The 17,615-nt window shown below is 58.2% G+C and carries 17 protein-coding genes; 7 read left to right on the plus strand and 10 right to left on the minus strand.

Features of this window, described 5'->3' with window-relative positions:
- Positions 1 to 2: 2 nt before the first annotated feature.
- From maiA to hmgA, 7 genes are all read right to left on the minus strand, one after another.
- Complete coding sequence (gene maiA / locus PG871_RS04470; protein ID WP_270726481.1) at positions 3 to 641, minus strand: maleylacetoacetate isomerase; 639 nt, start codon at positions 639 to 641, stop codon at positions 3 to 5.
- Complete coding sequence (locus PG871_RS04475) at positions 638 to 838, minus strand: DUF2783 domain-containing protein (protein WP_270726483.1); 201 nt, start codon at positions 836 to 838, stop codon at positions 638 to 640. The genes maiA and PG871_RS04475 overlap by 4 nt, the downstream gene beginning before the upstream one ends.
- 3 nt (positions 839 to 841) lie before the next feature.
- Entirely contained in the window at positions 842 to 2,452 is a 1,611-nt protein-coding gene (locus PG871_RS04480; protein ID WP_270726485.1) for an FAD-dependent oxidoreductase, read from the minus strand.
- 99 nt (positions 2,453 to 2,551) lie between these two features.
- Entirely contained in the window at positions 2,552 to 3,502 is a 951-nt protein-coding gene (locus PG871_RS04485; protein WP_054001043.1) for an MBL fold metallo-hydrolase, read from the minus strand.
- A 5-nt stretch (positions 3,503 to 3,507) separates the two neighbouring features.
- Complete coding sequence (locus tag PG871_RS04490) at positions 3,508 to 4,044, minus strand: dihydrofolate reductase family protein (RefSeq protein WP_270726489.1); 537 nt, start codon at positions 4,042 to 4,044, stop codon at positions 3,508 to 3,510.
- Positions 4,045 to 4,059: 15 nt separating this feature from the next.
- Positions 4,060 to 5,316, minus strand: coding sequence for a fumarylacetoacetase (gene fahA / locus PG871_RS04495; protein ID WP_270726492.1), 1,257 nt, complete (start codon positions 5,314 to 5,316; stop codon positions 4,060 to 4,062).
- A 98-nt stretch (positions 5,317 to 5,414) separates the two neighbouring features.
- The gene (hmgA, locus tag PG871_RS04500) at positions 5,415 to 6,743 is read right to left on the minus strand and encodes a homogentisate 1,2-dioxygenase (RefSeq protein WP_270728716.1); all 1,329 of its coding nucleotides are present in this window, start codon (positions 6,741 to 6,743) and stop codon (positions 5,415 to 5,417) included.
- 104 nt (positions 6,744 to 6,847) lie between these two features.
- On the opposite strand from hmgA, the gene PG871_RS04505 reads away from it, so the two are divergent.
- Complete coding sequence (locus PG871_RS04505; protein WP_270726495.1) at positions 6,848 to 7,315, plus strand: MarR family winged helix-turn-helix transcriptional regulator; 468 nt, start codon at positions 6,848 to 6,850, stop codon at positions 7,313 to 7,315.
- Positions 7,316 to 7,482: 167 nt separating this feature from the next.
- The gene (locus tag PG871_RS04510) at positions 7,483 to 7,764 is read left to right on the plus strand and encodes a VPEID-CTERM sorting domain-containing protein (RefSeq protein ID WP_270726498.1); all 282 of its coding nucleotides are present in this window, start codon (positions 7,483 to 7,485) and stop codon (positions 7,762 to 7,764) included.
- 4 nt (positions 7,765 to 7,768) lie between these two features.
- Here PG871_RS04510 and xrtE read toward each other — a convergent pair whose 3' ends face one another.
- The 3 genes from xrtE to PG871_RS04525 form a co-directional block, all read right to left on the minus strand.
- Positions 7,769 to 9,346: an exosortase E/protease, VPEID-CTERM system gene (gene xrtE, locus PG871_RS04515; RefSeq protein WP_270726501.1), complete on the minus strand. Its 1,578-nt coding sequence runs from the start codon at positions 9,344 to 9,346 to the stop codon at positions 7,769 to 7,771.
- A 9-nt stretch (positions 9,347 to 9,355) separates the two neighbouring features.
- Positions 9,356 to 10,165: a division plane positioning ATPase MipZ gene (locus tag PG871_RS04520; protein WP_270726506.1), complete on the minus strand. Its 810-nt coding sequence runs from the start codon at positions 10,163 to 10,165 to the stop codon at positions 9,356 to 9,358.
- Positions 10,166 to 10,275: 110 nt separating this feature from the next.
- Positions 10,276 to 10,830, minus strand: coding sequence for a pseudouridine synthase (locus PG871_RS04525; protein WP_270726509.1), 555 nt, complete (start codon positions 10,828 to 10,830; stop codon positions 10,276 to 10,278).
- An 86-nt stretch (positions 10,831 to 10,916) separates the two neighbouring features.
- Here PG871_RS04525 and PG871_RS04530 point away from each other — a divergent pair, with 86 nt between their 5' ends.
- From PG871_RS04530 to PG871_RS04550, 5 genes are all read left to right on the plus strand, one after another.
- On the plus strand, positions 10,917 to 12,059 hold the full coding sequence (locus PG871_RS04530; RefSeq protein WP_270726512.1) for a trans-sulfuration enzyme family protein: 1,143 nt from the start codon (positions 10,917 to 10,919) through the stop codon (positions 12,057 to 12,059).
- 172 nt (positions 12,060 to 12,231) lie between these two features.
- Positions 12,232 to 12,714: a hypothetical protein gene (locus PG871_RS04535; protein WP_270726515.1), complete on the plus strand. Its 483-nt coding sequence runs from the start codon at positions 12,232 to 12,234 to the stop codon at positions 12,712 to 12,714.
- Between the two features lie 88 nt (positions 12,715 to 12,802).
- Entirely contained in the window at positions 12,803 to 13,228 is a 426-nt protein-coding gene (locus tag PG871_RS04540) for a VOC family protein (protein WP_270726519.1), read from the plus strand.
- 56 nt (positions 13,229 to 13,284) lie between these two features.
- Positions 13,285 to 14,502 carry an MFS transporter gene (locus tag PG871_RS04545; RefSeq protein WP_270726521.1) on the plus strand — a complete coding sequence of 406 codons (1,218 nt, stop codon included), beginning with the start codon at positions 13,285 to 13,287 and terminating at the stop codon, positions 14,500 to 14,502.
- A gap of 242 nt (positions 14,503 to 14,744) precedes the next feature.
- Positions 14,745 to 17,534, plus strand: a complete 2,790-nt coding sequence (locus PG871_RS04550; protein WP_270726524.1) for a bifunctional aconitate hydratase 2/2-methylisocitrate dehydratase — start codon at positions 14,745 to 14,747, stop codon at positions 17,532 to 17,534.
- Positions 17,535 to 17,615: the final 81 nt, after the last annotated feature.

Raw genomic sequence — 17,615 nt, forward strand, 5'->3', positions numbered from 1 at the left:
GCTCAGTCCGGCTTGACCCTGTCCGGATGCGCCGACGCAAACGCAGGGAGCGCGGCACAGGCGGACTCGACCGCGACCATTTTCGGACAGTCTGAGAAATCCACACCCCAACGACGGGCGTTGTAAAGCTGTGGCATCAGGCAGATGTCCGCAAGGCCAGGCGTGTCGCCACAACAGAACGGCGCCTGATCAAAAGACGCCAGCATCGTTTCAAAGGCATCAAGGCCAGGAGCAATAAAATGCGCCATCCATTTTGCCATGGCGTCACCGTCATCCGGCGCAAGCTGTGCCGCATGTTTGGCCACTCGCAAATTGCAGACCGGGTGCAAATCGACAGCAATGGCATGAGCCAGCGCCCGTGACTGAGCCGCTGCGGCAGGGTCTTGAGGCAACAGGCCAAGGCCGCGCGTGTCGTTGAGGTAGTCCAAAATCGCCAGCGACTGGGTCAGACGGATGCCGTCGATGTCGAGCACCGGCACGAGCCCTTGCGGATTGCGGGCAAGGTGCTCGGCGCCGCGATGATCTCCGGCCACCAGATCGACGGGCACGCTGTCATAGGCAATGCCTGCGAGATTAAGGGCAATGCGGACGCGGTAGCTGGCAGAAGACCGCCAGTAGTCAAACAACAGAGGCGCGGTCATTTGGATTTGGCGCCGGCTGCGTCGAGAGCTTCGGCCAGAACGGCGCGATCCCCGATGTGATTGGACAGGATCAGCACTAGCCGCGCGTTCAACGCGTCAGAACCAGCGCGGTCGAGACCGTCGTGTGCCGCTAGCAAATCCGCGTAGAAATCGTCGGCAGCTTCGATGTTCGGGGTCAGGATCAGGGTGTCGGGCATGACTTATTCCTTGCCTGTGGCACGGCGTAGCGCTGTGCGGAATTGGGTTTCATCAAAGGTTTCGCGGCGGGCCGCGACATGTTGATCCGGACGGATCAGGTACACACCAGACGGTGCATCCCCGAGATAGCGGCGTTGCAGGGCCAATGTTGGATCATCCCGCACCGACAGTGCGAGGCGCGTGACCTCGACACCTTCCTCGACAAAACGATCGGACGCGTCGGCATCAATGGTCATCAGGACGAAGCGGTCACCCAAGTGGTCCAGCAAAAACCCGTCCGGCAGCGGCGCGTCGGGGCAGGCACTGCCGGGACGGGATATTGCAGGTCCGGCAAGAGCGTCGGCGGAATTGAGCGGCGAGCCGTCATAGGTGCATGGTACAGAGAGACGCCCCGAGTTCACCAGAGGTCGGGCAAATTCGTAATTCTCTGACAGATCCAGCACGGCGTCGCGCAAAACGCGGCTCATGTCCGATTTCGGCGTGATGAAGTCCGTCGAACGGGTGGAATTGGTGATGTTTTCGTCTGCACCATGGATGCGCTCGACATTGTAGCTGTCCAGCAAACCTTCGGGCGCTTTGCCGTCGATCACCAGCTTGAGCTTCCAGACCAGATTGTCGGTGTCCTGCATGCCGGAATTGGCGCCCCGTGCGCCGAACGGCGAGACCTGATGCGCGGAGTCCCCAGCAAAGAGTGTGCGGCCATGACGGAACTGCTCCATCCGACGGCACTGGAAGGTGTAGATTGAGACCCATTCGAGGTCGAATTTTACGTCGTCACCGAGCATCGCCTTGAGACGGGGAATGACGTTTTCAGGCTTCTTCTCTTCTTCTTTGTCGATGTCCCAGCCCAGTTGCAGGTCAATGCGCCAAACATTGTCGGGCTGTTTGTGCAAAAGCGCGGACTGGCCGCGATTGAAGGGCGGGTCGAACCAGAACCACCGCTCGGTGGGGAAATCGGCATCCATCACCACGTCCGCGATCAGGAAGTTGTCCTCAAACACCCGACCGACAAAATCCAGCCCCAACATGCGGCGGGTGGGGGAGTTGGCGCCGTCACAGGCAATCAGCCAGTCGGCCTCAAGCGTATAGCTGCCTTCGGGGGTTTCCACTTCAAGCGTGACGTGATCGTCGTGTTGGCCAATCGCCTCGACCTTGCTTTGGCCGCGGATTTCAATGGGTGCGCCCTGATCCTGTAAGTCGCGCACGCGGTCGACGAGGAATTTTTCGAAATGGTATTGCTGTAGGTTGATGAAGGCCGGGCGACGGTGACCGTCCTCGGCCAGAAGATCAAAGTCGTAGACCTGACGGTCGTCAAAAAAGACCTTTCCCACGTCCCATTCTATACCTTTTTCGACAAAGGGATCGGCGCTGCCGATGCGGTCTAGGATTTCCAGCTGTCGTTTGGCAAAACAGATCGCGCGGGAGCCAAAGGAGACCTTGTCGTTGTCATCCAGCACCAGCACCTGGACGCCCTGATTGGCGAGGTCGATGGCCGCAGACAATCCGATCGGGCCGGCGCCAATCACGATCACCTTGTGACGCGCTGGCGTGGCCGCGTCTTGATCGGCGTGCCGCGTATACGGGTAAAGCGGCGTTTCAAAGATCTTGCTCATGGGTTTCCTCCCCCAATGGATCAGGTGCGCGCATCGTTTGGTCACGCAGTGTTCCAGACCGGGCGGTATCCCGCCACGATCTGGATCAAAGACGGGTCTTTAGCCCTGCAAGGCTTCCCACATTTCAATGTCGCGCTGGGCGGTCCAGATGCGAGGGGTGTCGATGCCTCGCGCCTCGTCATAGGCGCGGGCAACGTTGAAGGGCAGGCAGTGCTCATAGATGGCGTAGTCGCCAAATTTCGGGTCACATTCCGCGCGCACGGCGTCCCATGCTTCTTTCAAAGTGCCGTTGCGGGCGGCAACACGCGCCGCCGGACGATAAGTGCTTTCGACAAAATCGCGGGTGTTTTCGATGGCGGCGTTGACCATCTGTTTTCCGATCAAAGCATCGCCGCGACCGGGTGCGATGGCGTCCACATCAAACGACGCAATGTTGTCGAGTGTGTCGCCCCAATCGGAGAAATGCCCGTCGCCGCAATAGCAGGCAGAATGGTATTCAACGATGTCGCCGGTGAACATGACGTTCTGATCCGGCACGTGGATCACGATGTCGCCGGCAGTGTGGGCGCGACCCAGATGCATCAGGTCGATGCGGCGGTTGCCGAGGTAGACAGTCATGTCCTCGGAAAACGAAGTGGTCGGATAGGTCAGGCCGGGAATGCTTTCGTGGCCTTCAAACAGGCGTGGGAAGCGTTGGAATTCACTGTCCCAGTCTTCCTGGCCACGCTCCACCACCATCGCGCGGGCGGCGTCGCCCATGATGATCTGATCTGCGCCATAAGCGGACGCACCCAGCACGCGCACAGCGTGATAGTGGGTCAGCACAACATGGGAGATCGGCTTGTCCGTCACTGTGCGCACGCATTCGATGACTTTGTTGGCAAGGCGCGGTGTGGCCTGTGCCTCAACGATCATCACGCTGTCGTCGCCGATGATCACACCGGAGTTGGGGTCGCCCTCGGCGGTGAAGGCATAAAGCCCGTCGCCAACTTCGGTGAAGGAGATGTTTTTTTCCGTCATGTCGCCTTGCGACGCAAATGCCTTGGCCATGTGGGTCAATCCTTGAAGATGTAGTCGAGTTTCATGATGCCGCCGGGCATCGGATGCGATGCGGTCAGCGACAGATTGTGTTGAGCGCCAGGGGCAAAGCACGGCAGGCCGCGCCCCAGAAGCGTTGGCATGAGGAAGATCGAGATGCGGTCAAACATGCCCGCATCCATTGCGGCGCGTTGGGTCTGTCCGCCGCCCATGATCCAGATGCGGTGATGATCCGCAGTTTCGATCGCAGCCTTGAGGTCTTCGACCGGTCCGGCAGCGGCGATGTGATCGCCTTTGAAGTCGTGTCGATGCGTCAACACATAGGCGGGGCGGGCTTCATAAGGCCAGCCCCATCCAAGCACTTGGATGTAGGTCGCGTGACCCACCATGAGTGCGTCAATTTCGGTGATGAAATCACCGTAGCCGCCATCGCCACCATCAGACGCAATCGCCTCGTTGAACGGGTTCAGCCATTCTACACCGCCGTCCGGAGTTGCGATGAACCCATCAAGGCTCATCGCGATATATCCGACATATTCGGGGCGGTGTGTCATGGCGGGCTCCGGTGCTCAGCGTTTGTAGGGGTCTTCCAGCGCTGGCAGGACCGTTCCGGTGCAGGTGCCAAATCCGATGGTGTAGCCATCGCCCTTGGCGCTACCGCCGAGGGTAAGCGTGTCGCCGTCCTCGATAAAGGTGCGGGTTTCGCCGGTGCCCAATGTCAGCGGCTCTTTGCCACCCCAGCTGAGTTCGAGAAGGCTGCCGCGTTCGGGTTTGGTCGGGCCGGAAATTGTGCCGGATCCCAACAAATCACCCACATTCATCGGGCATCCCGATGTGGAGTGATGCGCCAGCTGTTGTGCGGCGGAATAATACATCTGGTCATAGTTGGTACGGGTGATGGTGGTGGCTTCTTTGCCCTCGGGTGCCATGGTCACGGTGAGGTCGATGTCATAGAGCATCGGGCCCACGTCCTTGATGTGGTCCAGAAGCTCAAACTCGCGCTCAGGTGTCATGGTGCGGAACGGCTCCAGTGCTGCCTTAGTCACGATCCAAGGCGAGATGGAGGTTGCGGTGGCCTTGGCCTGAAACGGGCCTAGCGGCTGGTATTCCCACGCCTGAATGTCACGCGCGGACCAGTCGTTCAGCAGCACATAGCCAAAGATGTTGTCGTCGGCTTCCTTCACCGAAATCGGGCCATCGGAGGCGGTGCCGACAATGGCGCCCATTTCCAGTTCGATGTCAAAGCGGCGACAGGGCAGGAAGGCGGGCATGTCGTGATCTGGCGACTTCAGCTGACCCCATGGGCGGCGGATGTCGGTGCCGGACACGACAACGGACGACGCGCGACCGTTGTAGCCAATCGGGATGTGCAACCAGTTTGGCGGCAGCGCATTTTCCGCGCCACGGAACATGGTGCCGACATTGGTCGCATGGTGGCGACCGGCGTAGAAGTCGGTGTATTCGCTGACCGCGATGGGCATGTGAAGTTCGGCCTCAGCCATTGGCACTAGCAAAGGCTCAACGGCGGCGCGCTCGGCGCTGCCTTCGGACAGCAATGCGATCAGGTGCGTGCGCAGGTCGCCCCATGCTTCGGCGCCGAGATCCATGACGTCGTTCCAATAGGGCAGATCAAAGACCGGCTCATCAGAAACCTGTACCAGACCGGCTTCTTCGGCTGCGGCCATATCAAGGATCATATCGCCAATGGCGACGCCGCAGCGTTGCTCGGTTCCGGCGTGTGAGAACACACCATATGGCAGGTTGTTAAGGGGGAAAGGGTGGTCGGGCGCGTTGGCGCTCTCCACCCAGCTTTTCATCAAAGACATGCGCGTTTCCTTGTGGTGCAGGGCGTCCCCTGCGTCTTTCTGGCTAAAATACCCAATGGGAGCCACGCGAAAGACACGTGGCCCCCTTAGGTGTGAGTTTACTTCTTCCCGGGTGTGCCGTCGAACTTCTTCTCCAGATCGCTCCAGCAATCGATATAATCATCCTGCATCGGGGCCTGGCGACCGGCGAAGTCGGTCAGGTGCTGCGGGAAGCGGGTTTCGATCATGAACGACATGGTGTTGTCGAGCTTCTCGGCCTCCAGCTTGGCCTCGGACGCGCCTTCAAAGGCGTTCTTGTCCGGTCCGTGCGGGATCATCATGTTGTGCAGGCTCATCCCGCCCGGGACGAAGCCCTGCGGCTTGGCGTCATACTGGCCGTAAATGTTGCCCATCAACTCGGACATGATGTTCTTGTGATACCACGGAGGACGGAAGGTATCCTCGGCCACCATCCAGCGTTCGCGGAACAGAACAAAGTCGATGTTGGCGGTGCCGGGCTGGCCTGAGGGCGCGGTCAGGACGGTGAAGATCGAGGGGTCGGGGTGGTCAAACAGAATCGCACCAACTGGGCAATAGGTGCGCAGGTCGTATTTCACCGGCGCATAGTTGCCGTGCCACGCCACCACATCCAGCGGGCTTTGATTAATGTTGGTGCGGTGGAACTGTCCGCACCATTTCACGGTCACGGTCGAAGGCACTTCGCGGTCTTCAAAAGCGGCAACAGGTGCTTTGAAATCGCGCGGGTTGGCCATGCAGTTGGCCCCAATCGGACCACGTCCGGGCAATTCGAATTTCTGGCCGTAGTTTTCGCAAACAAACCCACGGGCTGGCCCTTCTAGCACTTCGACGCGATACAACAGGCCGCGTGGAATGATGGCGATTTCTTTGGGTTCAAGATCGATGACGCCCAATTCGGTGGAGAATCGCAGCACGCCTTCTTGCGGAATCACCAGCAGTTCGGAATCGGCGGAGAAAAAGTAATCATCCTCCATCGTCGTGTTCACCAGATAGACATGAGAGGCCATGCCGACTTGGGTGTTCACATCACCCGCGGTGGTCATGGTGCGCATACCGGTGATCCATGTCAGGGCCTCTTCGGTATGGGGCATAGGGTCCCAGCGGTACTGACCAAGCGAAGTTACGTCGGGGTCCACGCAGGGGGCGGACTTCCAAGACGGCACATCGATTTTTTCATAACGGTGACTGTGTTTTACCGACGGACGAATGCGGTAGCACCATGTGCGTTCCACAGATTCGGCGGTGAAAGCCGTGCCTGACAACTGCTCCCCATAAAGGCCGTAGTTGCACTTCTGCGGGCTGTTCATGCCTTGGGGCAAAGCACCGGGCAGGGCCTCGGTTTCGTAGTCGTTGCCAAAGCCGGGCATATAACCCTCGTGCGGGCCGGGAATGGACGGGGCAATTTGCATGCGGGTCGGGAGGGTGTGTTTGGTCACGTTTTGTCTCCATCTCGAATTTGGTTGCACTGGTAATGGTTGTTTTTGTAACTAACAAGCAGGAGGCGTACTGATTCATGACTGAGACTGCCAAAATCGAAGGGTTCGACCTGCTTAGGTTTCTGCCCTATCTGCTAAATCAGGCAGCTGAAGAATCCAGCCTGACGTTCCAGAAGGTCTATAAAGACCGCTACGGGTTGTTGCGCACTGAATGGCGCGTGCTGTTTCATCTGGGCATGTTTGGCGAGATGACCGCCACGGATATTGGCACACGCGGCAAGATTCATAAGACAAAAGTGAGCCGCGCCGTCTATCGGCTTGGGCAACGTCGGTATCTGAAACGGATGCCAAGCGAAACCGATCGACGGGTCGAATGGCTGGTTTTGACGCCTGCGGGTGAAGCGGTTTACCGGGATCTGCGAGACACTGCTGAACGGTATGAAGAGGCGCTTCTGGATGGGTTCACTGCTGACGAAGTTGCGCAACTGAAGCGTGTTTTATGTCGGTTGGGTGGAACAACTGATTCGGCCGGTTCGCCAAAATGACAGGCAAATCGCGGGTGGCTGGCTAACAGTCTGCGCGCAGCGGCGTCATTGTTTTCGGACGGGCGACAATCATGCGCGTTTAAGGCGAAATTGTGGCGTTGCACTTGCCTGTACCAGTTGGTGTGTGGCATTTTGGATCAAAGTTTAGGTTATTTCGAGAGGGCGGCATGGGTTTGAAAACGACAACCAAATTGGCGTTGATGTCTGTAGGCGCAACACTATTGACGGCGACATCGGCCTTGTCTCAAGACAGTGGCGGATGGCGCAGCAACTGGTGGTGGCGTTGGTTTGGCGGCAACACTGGTGGTTCAACTGGTGGCTCTACAGGTGGTTCTTCTAACGCTGTTCCAGAGATTGACGCGGGTGCCGGCCTTTTGGCAATGGCAGCTGTGCTGGCCACATTGGCGTTGGTTTGGGAACTGCGCCGCCGCCGCAACAAGGCGGATTGATCGTTTAGATCAGCGCCCAATTGGCGGTGAACAACACATAGACCGCAATCACAGCGTTCGCAGCCCCATGGGCCGCGATTGCGTTTGTAAGCCCATGCTTTCGCAAAGCGAGCAAACCAAACACCGCGCCCGCAAGCATACCAGCGAGATAGCGTTCGTGTAGCAGTCCAAACAACAGGTTCGGCAGCAAAAGCGCCAAAACCACCCAGATCAGCCCGCCGCGCATCAGGCGGCGCTGAATATAGCCCCGGAAAAACAACTCTTCGATCACTGGCACCAAAGCGATGGTGCCCAGTAGACGAAAGGCAATCCATGCCGTCGAAGGCGCGGCTGCCTGTGCTTGGGTCACTGGCGCAGTGATCAGCCAGAGCGCGCCGACCGCGATGCCTGCAAGTACGGCGAGGGCTTCGGGGCGTTGCACAAGGCGGACAAGGGCGGGACGAAAGTAAAGTAGCACACACAGCATCGCAACGGCGCGAAACGGGTAGGCGTCCGACGGGGTGGGCCAGAACGCGGATGCTACGACGCCAGTGATCATCATCACGATAAACGGCACAATCAGGGCCGCTAAGCCTTCTTCAGCCAGTCTTGGCAGGTCGTTACGGTCACGAGGCGTGCGGTGCAGCCAGGCCCATTGGTGAGCCACGGCGACAACACCAAGGGCGAGGGCTGTGAACATCAGCCAGCCTGCGTAGGAATGAAACCCGTTTAGCGCGTGTTCCGCAGACACTTCGGCGCCAATCACGATCAGGATCGCGATGCGCAAAATGTTAAAGAGCCAACTGCACAGCACTGCCAGCGGAAAAAGCGCGAGCCAGAAGCGGCGCATGCGCAGGTCGGCCTTCATCAACATCGCATAAAGCCCCATGAAGATGGTGATCAGCGCGATGCCTTCAACACCGGAGCATTGGCTGGCGATCTGCACGAAAAAATCATCATAGCCGATCACATAACTTGCAGGATCTACGCCGACGTCTACGCCCATGGCCGACAGCACCAGAAACACCAGAAAGAAGGTCAGACTCGACAGATCCGCGATGTTCCACAAGGGGCGCATCAGATCCGCCAGATCAGGCACGATGACGGCGCCAAGCAGGGCCACGGGCAGGAAATAGCTTTGGGATTGCAGCCAGCGCCACCATTGGCGCGCAGGTGTAATCCAAAGCAGCGCGCCCAGTGCGGCGAGCGTGCCGCCAGCGGTCATCATCAAGAGTGTTGGCAGAAACCGGTGCGAAATCTCAGTGGCCCCAAAAAGCGGCAAAGGCAAAAAGATCAGCGCCAGCCCCAAACCATGCAACGTCAGCCAAATGTGCGGGCCGGGGGCGGATTGGGTTGCCTCGCGCAACGCTTGATAGGCGCGGGGGCGCAGCCAGAAATAAAGCGCCAGAACCGTTATCACCGCGAGACCTCGGGCGGTCATTGACCGAAGCGCGCGACAAGCGGCCTCGATCTCGGTCTGACGGCATTCGATGGAGGCTATGACCTGATAGGTGATAATCACGGCCAGAAGCTCTGCCACTGCGATGCCCGCCATGATCGTCAGGCGGTTCCGCATTGGTTTTATGGCCGTTGGCGCACTCATCTGATCGAGTCAGAAGTCGGGCGTAACGCCGGGAAGGTTTAGCGCTTTGATCAGTTCGCGCAATTCCTGACGGGCGGCGACGTTAGAAATGTTGAGCTGTTTGACCCCGATGTCGCGCAAATCCAGAAGGGTAATGCCGCGCGGGAAGAGTTCGCGGAAAATGACACGCTCGTTAAAGCCCGGCGCCACACGAAAGCCGATACGCTTGGCAAGTTTGTCCAGCGCCTTGCCCATTTTCTCTTTGTTGACCATTTGCTGCGCGCCCATACGGTTGCGCATGACGATCCAGTCGATTGGCTGCAACCCGGCCTGTGCGCGCAACTGCCGCGCGCTCCAGACCATTTCAGAGTACACAGACGGGCCGGTGATTGTGTCGGCGTCGCCGTCGATGTGGGCCAGAAGGTCAAAGTCGACAAAGCTGTCGTTCAACGGTGTCACCAGCGTGTCCGCCAACGAGTGCGCGACCTGCGAGAGGCGGGTGTGCGAACCCGGGCAATCAATCAGAATGAAGTCGCTGTCAGGTTCCAGCGTTGCTACCGCTGCTGACAGGCGCAGATCATAAATGTTTTCGCCGGGCTTCAGCGTTGCAGGGTCGATTTCCGGCAGATCGTGATAGTCCGGAGTGGGCAAGTCGAGGCCATGTTCATTGGCATATTTCAGGCGGTTTTCGACGTAGCGGCCAAAGCTTTTCTGGCGCAAGTCCAGATCAAGCGCGCCAACCTTGTGGCCCATCCGCGTAAGAGCGGTGGCGATGTGCATCGACAACGTGGATTTGCCCGCGCCGCCCTTTTCGTTGCCGACCACAATGATATGCGCCATGCCCGTTGCCCCTGATCCGTTGTTTGTCGCCCACTTACTGCGGGCGTGTTTTGCTGTCCACTATATGTGGTGTTTATCCACAGGAAAAGTGGGCAGTTGTTGTTAACTGTTTAGGGCTGGCTGTCTCGCCATTCACCCGTCGCCAAGTCGCCAAGTGACCAGTCGCCGACGCGTGCCCGGATCAGCCGCAGCGTGGGGTGGCCCACGGCGGCGGTCATGCGGCGCACTTGGCGGTTGCGACCTTCGCGGATTGTCAGCGCAATCCAGCAATCGGGAACTGATTTACGCACGCGGATCGGCGGAGTTCGTGGCCAAAGATCGGCGGGTTCGTCAATGCGTTTCACGTCGGCGGGTTTTGTCAGCCCGTCCTTGAGCGTCACGCCTTTGCGTAACGCGGCCAGTGCTGCATCATCCGGCAGGCCCTCGACCTGTACCCAATACGTCTTGGCCATCTTGTGACGCGGATCGGCGATGCGGGCCTGCAGTTTGCCGTCATCTGTCAGCACCATCAGCCCCTCGCTATCACGGTCCAGACGGCCGGCGGGATAGACTTTGGGCACGTCGATGAAGTCCGACAGCGTGCGGCGGGTGCTGCCCTCAAGGCCTTTGTCGGTGAATTGCGACAGCACATCGAAGGGTTTGTTAAAGAGGATCACGCGGGTCATGAGCCGTTCCTACACGGGGGCGTGTTGGGGTTGCAAGTTCGCTTTGGCTGGGATCATCTGTGCCGCAAGAGCGTGAGGGAAAGACGATGGATATCAAGGATATGCGGCCGGAGACCTTGTTGGCGCAGGCCGGCGGGGCGATTGATGCACAAAGCGGCGGTGTGGTTCCACCGATCCAGCCAGCCACGACGTTTGTGCGGGACGAAAACTATAAACCGTTGAATCCGGACAATGTTTATGCGCGGCCGCACAACGATGTGGTGCGCCAAGCAGAGGGCGTCCTGGCCCAGTTGGAAGGAGGCGAGGCGGGGTTGCTTTTCCCGTCAGGCATGGCCGCGATTGCGGCGCTGTTTCGCACGGTTCCGACAGGGGGGCGGGTGGTTATCCAGTCTGGCATTTATTGGAACACCACCAAGTGGGTGCGCGATTTTTGTGAACGTCGTCAGATAGATGTGGACGAAGTGGACGCAAGCGATGCGGCAGCGTTGGCGGATGTGTGTGCCAAAGGACCTGCGAATATCGTTTGGGTGGAGACCCCAAGCAATCCGTGGCTCAAGATCACGGATGTTGCGGCTGCCAAAAAGGCGGCCGAGAGCTGTGGGGCGCTGTTGGCGGTGGACAGCACGGCGGCCTCGCCGGTTCTGACCAACCCGTTGAAATTGGGGGCAGATATCGTGATGCACTCGACCACCAAAGTGATCAACGGGCACTCGGATGTGCTGGGTGGTGTGTTGATCACCAAAGAGATCACGCCGGTCTGGGAAGAGATTGAAACCGATCGTGCCAGCGCAGGCGCTGTGATGGGACCGTTCGAGGCGTGGCTGTTGTTGCGCGGCATGCGCACGATGGCGTTGCGCGTGGAGCGGATGGTGGATAACGCTATGAAAATAGCGGACTTTTTGGTGGATCACCCGAAGGTCGATGACGTGCTTTATCCAGGTCTTGAAAGCCATGCGGAGCATGATCTGGCGAAGGCGCAGATGCCGGGCGGGTTCGGGTTTCTGATGTCCTTTCTGGTCAAAGGGGACCGCGAGACCGCGTTGCAAGTGGCTGGAAAGATGAAGCTTTTCCATCGGGCGACGTCATTGGGTGGCGTGGAGAGTCTTGTGGAGCATCGCTATACCATCGAGCCGCACACAGGCATTCCGGAGACGTTGTTGCGGATCTCTGTGGGGGCGGAACATGCCGAGGATCTGATCGCGGATTTAGGGCAGGCTTTGGGGCAATAAGGCCTGTCTGTATGACGTCGGTATCGCGTCTGCAACGCGACGGTGCGGTTTGGCGTTGGGGGGCGACCCTGACTGGCAACGCTTGGCACACATCAATTGTTAATCCGTTTCGGCAATTTTGGGCGCAGCAAATCTGATTTTGCGCAACTTACCCCAGCGGCGGAACGGAACATTGAACAAGCGTGTCAGCAACCCAGTATTGATAACCCCGTCCTATGAGGATCGCGGACTGTTCAAGAAACCTCCGACGGAGTTGGTTGTGGAGCTGATTACGAAGTTTGGCAAAAGCTCACGCAATGACATCATCATCAAAGGTTTGGTGCAGAACGGAGTTGAGGTTGATGTCATTTTCGCCGGGCGCAGAAAAAAGCAGGCCGACGAATTGGTCAGACTGCTGCGTCACAGGTGGGATGAAGCGACCGATGTTGTTCATCGGGGCATGAAACATCCAAAACGCGAAGATGTGCGCATTCCTGTGCGAATACAGGGGTCTTGGCGCACGCGCATCGTTGAGGATGATGAAGAGTGGTATTCTCGGGAGTATCAACTTTTGGTCGCGCGCTGGGCTTTCATGTCGGAAGGCGGCGAGTTCCAGAGTTTCGGTGAGCCGCCGTTCACCGATACAAGCAGCCTGAAAGCCTCGGGCAAATCTTAAGCGGATTGGTTTGGGCGCAACAGTGGCTTGATCCCTGACTGGGTTGTTGGCTCTATAGGGACAGCAATGAACAGCGTCGGAGCGGCCAATGAAACTTGAATTCCACCACATTAATTTTGTGTCCCACGATGTGGACCGGCTGCACGATTTTTATACCAAGGTTTTGGGGCTTGCGGATGTGCCGCAAGAAGACTTTCCACGCACGAAAGCCGATGAAGACAGTGGCTATGACGGTAAAATCCGCTTTGCCACAGATGGCGATATGCAGATGCATCTGGCGGAGCGGCGGTTGGATGTGGCCTTTGTGAACGGGCAGGTGATCAATCCGGTGGATCGCGGGCATATCGCGTTTCGCACCGATGATATCGCGGCGTTTCTGCAGGTGCTGCGGGACAACAACGTGCCGTACTCAGATTACGGAACCGCCTTTGCCAAGGAATGGCATCAGGTGTTTTTCCACGATCCTGAGGGCAATGTGGTTGAGGTGCATCAGCAGGTGGGCGGCACGGGCTGATACCCCATGTCGTTCTGGAGCTATACAGATGCGCCGTGCCCGCCTAGCGTGGCCCAATGACTGATCACCCCATTCTCGACAGCCGTTATAGCTGGATTCGTCTCGCGATTACTTTGGTGATTGCGGTGTTTGCCAATGTGGGCATGTGGGCGGTGATTGTGGTGATGCCGTCGATCCAAGCCGAGTTCGGCATCGATCGGGCGGGTGCAAGTGTACCTTATGTGCTGACGATGGTCGGCTTTGCGGTGGGCAATTTTGCAATTGGCCGCGCGGTGGACCGGTTTGGGGTCAGCAAATCGCTGATTGGCGCGGCGGTGTTGAGCGCGGTGAGTTACGGGCTGGCGGCCCTGAGCCCGTCGGTGGCGATCCTGTCGTTGGTGCATTTCTTTTTGGGCTTTGGCACGGCGGTCGGGTTTGGGCCGCTGATTGCGGACATATCGCTGTGGTTTCAAAAGCGACGCGGGATCGCGGTGGCGATTGCGGCGAGCGGGAATTACCTGTCCGGCGCGATTTGGCCAATGCTGCTGAGCGGCGTGCAGAGCGATTTCGGCTGGCGCGGGGTGTTTGTGGCTTTGGCGGTGATCACGGTGGTCGCGATTGTGCCTTTGGCGTTGTTGTTGCGTCCGCGGGTGCCGATGGAGGCCTTGGCGGCACAACAAAGGGCGGCAGATGCCAAACAAGGTGGAGCGCCATTCAAGCCTGTGGTGCTGATGTGGGTCTTGGGCATTGCCGGCGTGGGCTGTTGCGTGGCGATGTCGATGCCGCAGGTACACATCGTGAGTTTCTGCGTGGATTTGGGCTTTGGCCCAGCGGTGGGTGCCGAGATGCTGGCCCTGATGTTGTTGGGCGGCGTGGTGTCGCGGCTGATTTCGGGGCTGGTCGCGGATCAGTTGGGCGGATTGATCACATTGTTAATCGGGTCGGTGTTGCAATGTATGGCGTTGTTCTTGTTCCTGCCGTTTGACGGGCTGGTGCCGCTTTATCTGGTGAGCGCGGCCTTTGGCTTGGCGCAGGGCGGGATCGTTCCGGCCTATGCGCTGGTGGTGCGGGAATACATGCCGGCCAATGAGGCGGGCAGCCGCGTCGGATTTGTCATGATGGCAACAATCATGGGCATGGCGCTCGGCGGGTGGATGTCAGGTTGGATTTACGACGTGAGCGGCAGCTATGGGTTGGCGTTCATCAATGGCATCGTTTGGAACGCGCTCAACATCGCCATTTTGGTGTCGATCCTGATGCGCGTGCGCGGTGGGCCAAGGCCGGTGGCGGCATAACGCGGCAGTATTTTGCCTGCGACCAAGAAGCATTTGGGGCGGACCGGGATTTATGTCAAAAGGGCCGCACGCGGCGCCGGTGCCGACAGTTTGAGACATCCGAACCCTTTGCGACCCCTTGGAACGGCTTGCAACTCTCGACTGTTTGGTATACAGCCGCATACAAATAGCCACCGAGCCTTAAAAATAAGCTTGAGACTCGGCGTTCATGCACCCGCCAACTCCAAATCGCTAGGATCACCATGAGCTTGTATACCGACTACCTCACCGAGATCGAAACCCGTAAAGGCGAGGGCCTGAGCCCTAAGCCGATTGACGGCGGCCCCCTTGTGGCCGAGCTGATCGACCTGATCAAAGACACCGGAAATGAGCTGCGCGAAGGCGCGCTCGACTTCTTCATTTACAACACGCTGCCCGGCACAACTAGCGCGGCGGGCGTAAAGGCGAAGTTCCTGAAAGAGATCATTCTGGGCGAGGCTGTTGTGGCCGAGATCACACCGGATTTTGCCTTTGAAATGCTGTCGCACATGAAGGGTGGCCCTTCAGTTGACGTGCTGATCGATCTGGCGCTGGGCGACGATGCTGCTGTGGCGACGCAAGCGGCCGACGTTCTGAAGACACAAGTGTTCCTGTATGACGCCGACATGACCCGTCTGGGTGATGCGTTGGCTGCAGGCAATGCGATCGCCAAAGATTTGCTGGAAAGCTACGCCAAGGCCGAGTTTTTCACCAAGTTGCCAGACATGGCGGAAGAAATCGAAATCGTGACCTATGTGGCGGGCGAAGGCGACATTTCCACCGACCTTCTGTCGCCAGGTGCCGAAGCGCACAGTCGTGCGGACCGCGAGTTGCACGGCAAGTGCATGATCTCGGAAGCTGCGCAGAAGCACATCAACGAGCTGAAGCTGCAGCACCCTGGCAAGCAGGTGATGTTGATTGCTGAAAAAGGCACCATGGGTGTGGGCTCGTCGCGGATGTCGGGCGTGAACAACGTCGCGCTTTGGACTGGTAAACAGGCCAGCCCTTATGTGCCGTTTGTGAACTATGCGCCGATCGTGGCAGGCACCAACGGCATTTCGCCGATCTTTTTGACCACAGTGGGCGTGACCGGCGGTATCGGTCTGGACCTGAAGAACTGGGTCAAGAAAACCGATGAAGACGGCAACGCGATCCTGAACAACGACGGCAACCCGATCCTTGAGCAGACATACTCTGTTGAGACCGGCACGGTTCTGAAGATCAACACCAAAGACAAGAAGCTCTACTCGGAAGAGGGTGATGAGTTGGTCGACGTGTCCTCGTCCTTTACCCCGCAAAAAGCGGAGTTCATGAAGGCCGGTGGGTCTTATGCGATTGTCTTCGGCAAGAAGCTGCAGACATTTGCGGCCGAAGCGTTGGGCGTTGAGCCAACACCGGTGTTCGCACCGTCCAAAGAAATCAGCCACGAGGGTCAGGGGCTGACCGCCGTGGAGAAGATCTTTAACAAAAACGCAGTGGGCACCACACCGGGCAAGACATTGCACGCCGGTTCCGATGTGCGCGTGAAGGTCAATATCGTGGGCAGCCAAGACACCACCGGCCTGATGACCATGCAGGAACTCGAAGCGATGGCCGCCACTGTTGTGTCGCCAATCGTGGACGGCGCGTATCAGTCGGGCTGTCACACCGCGTCTGTTTGGGATGCCAAAGCACAGGCCAACACACCGCGCCTGATGCAGTTTATGAACGACTTTGGTCTGGTCACAGGCCGTGACCCCAAAGGCGAATATCACGCCATGACCGACGTGATCCACAAGGTGCTGAACGACATCACCGTCGACGACTGGGCGGTGATCATCGGTGGCGACAGCCACACACGTATGTCCAAAGGCGTCGCCTTTGGTGCGGACAGTGGCACGGTGGCACTGGCACTGGCGACTGGTGAGGCATCGATGCCGATCCCTGAGTCGGTCAAAGTGACCTTCAAAGGCAAAATGGCCGAGCACATGGATTTCCGCGACGTGGTTCACGCCACCCAGTTGCAGATGCTGGCACAGCATGGCGACAACGTGTTCCAAGGCCGCGTGATCGAAGTGCACATCGGCACATTGCTGGCGGACCAAGCGTTCACGTTCACTGACTGGACTGCGGAAATGAAGGCCAAAGCGTCGGTCTGTATTTCCAACGACGAGACACTGGTTGGCTCGCTTGAGCTGGCCAAGTCGCGTATCCAGATCATGATCGACAAAGGCATGGAGCATGAAAATGGCATGCTGCAAAACCTGATCGACATCGCGGATGCCCGCATTGCCGAGATCAAATCCGGTGACAAGCCTGCGCTGACACCTGATGACAACGCCAAATACTTTGCCGAAGTGGTTGTGGATCTGGACGAAATCGTCGAGCCAATGATTGCCGACCCTGACGTGAACAACGCCGATGTATCCAAGCGCTATACCCACGACACCATCCGTCCGATCAGCTTCTATAAGGCTGAGAAGAAAGTGGATCTTGGCTTTGTTGGCTCGTGCATGGTGCACAAGGGCGACATCAAGATCGTCGCGCAGATGTTGAAGAACATCGAAGCTGCCAACGGTAAGGTCGAGTTCAAGGCACCGCTGGTTGTGGCCGCGCCGACCTATAACATCATCGACGAGATGAAGGCCGAGGGTGACTGGGAAATCCTGCAGAAATATTCGGGCTTTGAGTTCGACGATCTGTTCCCGAAAGAGCAAGCGCGCAAAGAGTATGAGAACATTCTCTATCTCGAACGTCCGGGCTGTAACCTGTGCATGGGCAACCAAGAAAAAGCCGCGAAGGGCGACACTGTTCTGGCGACCTCGACCCGCTTGTTCCAAGGCCGTGTTGTGGCGGATAGCGCGACCAAGAAAGGTGAGAGCCTGTTGGGCTCGACCCCGCTGGTGGTTCTGGCAGCCGTTTTGGGCCGTACGCCGACATTGGAAGAGTACAAGGCTGCGGTGGAAGGCATTGACCTGACCAAATTTGCACCGCCGCTGGCTGCGCCTTCGGCAACCAAGTCCGCGCACTTCTGATCTGAGGATCATTTGAAAAATCGGCCGGCATCGTGGAAACGCGGTGCCGGCTTTTTTTGTGGATTTTACACGCTTTATGGT

It is taken from the genome of Shimia sp. Alg240-R146 (assembly GCF_947331465.1).
Lineage (GTDB): Bacteria > Pseudomonadota > Alphaproteobacteria > Rhodobacterales > Rhodobacteraceae > Shimia.

Bases quoted from the DNA above. Each gene is read 5' to 3' on its own strand.
- PG871_RS04530 (WP_270726512.1), top strand. From the start codon at position 10,917: ATGGATATCAAGGATATGCGGCCGGAGACCTTGTTGGCGCAGGCCGGC.
- PG871_RS04545 (WP_270726521.1), top strand. From the start codon at position 13,285: ATGACTGATCACCCCATTCTCGACAGCCGTTATAGCTGGATTCGTCTC.
- PG871_RS04485 (WP_054001043.1), bottom strand. From the start codon at position 3,502: ATGGCCAAGGCATTTGCGTCGCAAGGCGACATGACGGAAAAAAACATC.
- fahA (WP_270726492.1), bottom strand. From the start codon at position 5,316: ATGTCTTTGATGAAAAGCTGGGTGGAGAGCGCCAACGCGCCCGACCAC.
- maiA (WP_270726481.1), bottom strand. From the start codon at position 641: ATGACCGCGCCTCTGTTGTTTGACTACTGGCGGTCTTCTGCCAGCTAC.
- PG871_RS04505 (WP_270726495.1), top strand. From the start codon at position 6,848: ATGACTGAGACTGCCAAAATCGAAGGGTTCGACCTGCTTAGGTTTCTG.
- PG871_RS04525 (WP_270726509.1), bottom strand. From the start codon at position 10,830: ATGACCCGCGTGATCCTCTTTAACAAACCCTTCGATGTGCTGTCGCAA.
- PG871_RS04490 (WP_270726489.1), bottom strand. From the start codon at position 4,044: ATGACACACCGCCCCGAATATGTCGGATATATCGCGATGAGCCTTGAT.
- xrtE (WP_270726501.1), bottom strand. From the start codon at position 9,346: ATGAGTGCGCCAACGGCCATAAAACCAATGCGGAACCGCCTGACGATC.
- PG871_RS04550 (WP_270726524.1), top strand. From the start codon at position 14,745: ATGAGCTTGTATACCGACTACCTCACCGAGATCGAAACCCGTAAAGGC.
- PG871_RS04480 (WP_270726485.1), bottom strand. From the start codon at position 2,452: ATGAGCAAGATCTTTGAAACGCCGCTTTACCCGTATACGCGGCACGCC.
- PG871_RS04510 (WP_270726498.1), top strand. From the start codon at position 7,483: ATGGGTTTGAAAACGACAACCAAATTGGCGTTGATGTCTGTAGGCGCA.
- PG871_RS04540 (WP_270726519.1), top strand. From the start codon at position 12,803: ATGAAACTTGAATTCCACCACATTAATTTTGTGTCCCACGATGTGGAC.
- hmgA (WP_270728716.1), bottom strand. From the start codon at position 6,743: ATGCAAATTGCCCCGTCCATTCCCGGCCCGCACGAGGGTTATATGCCC.
- PG871_RS04475 (WP_270726483.1), bottom strand. From the start codon at position 838: ATGCCCGACACCCTGATCCTGACCCCGAACATCGAAGCTGCCGACGAT.
- PG871_RS04520 (WP_270726506.1), bottom strand. From the start codon at position 10,165: ATGGCGCATATCATTGTGGTCGGCAACGAAAAGGGCGGCGCGGGCAAA.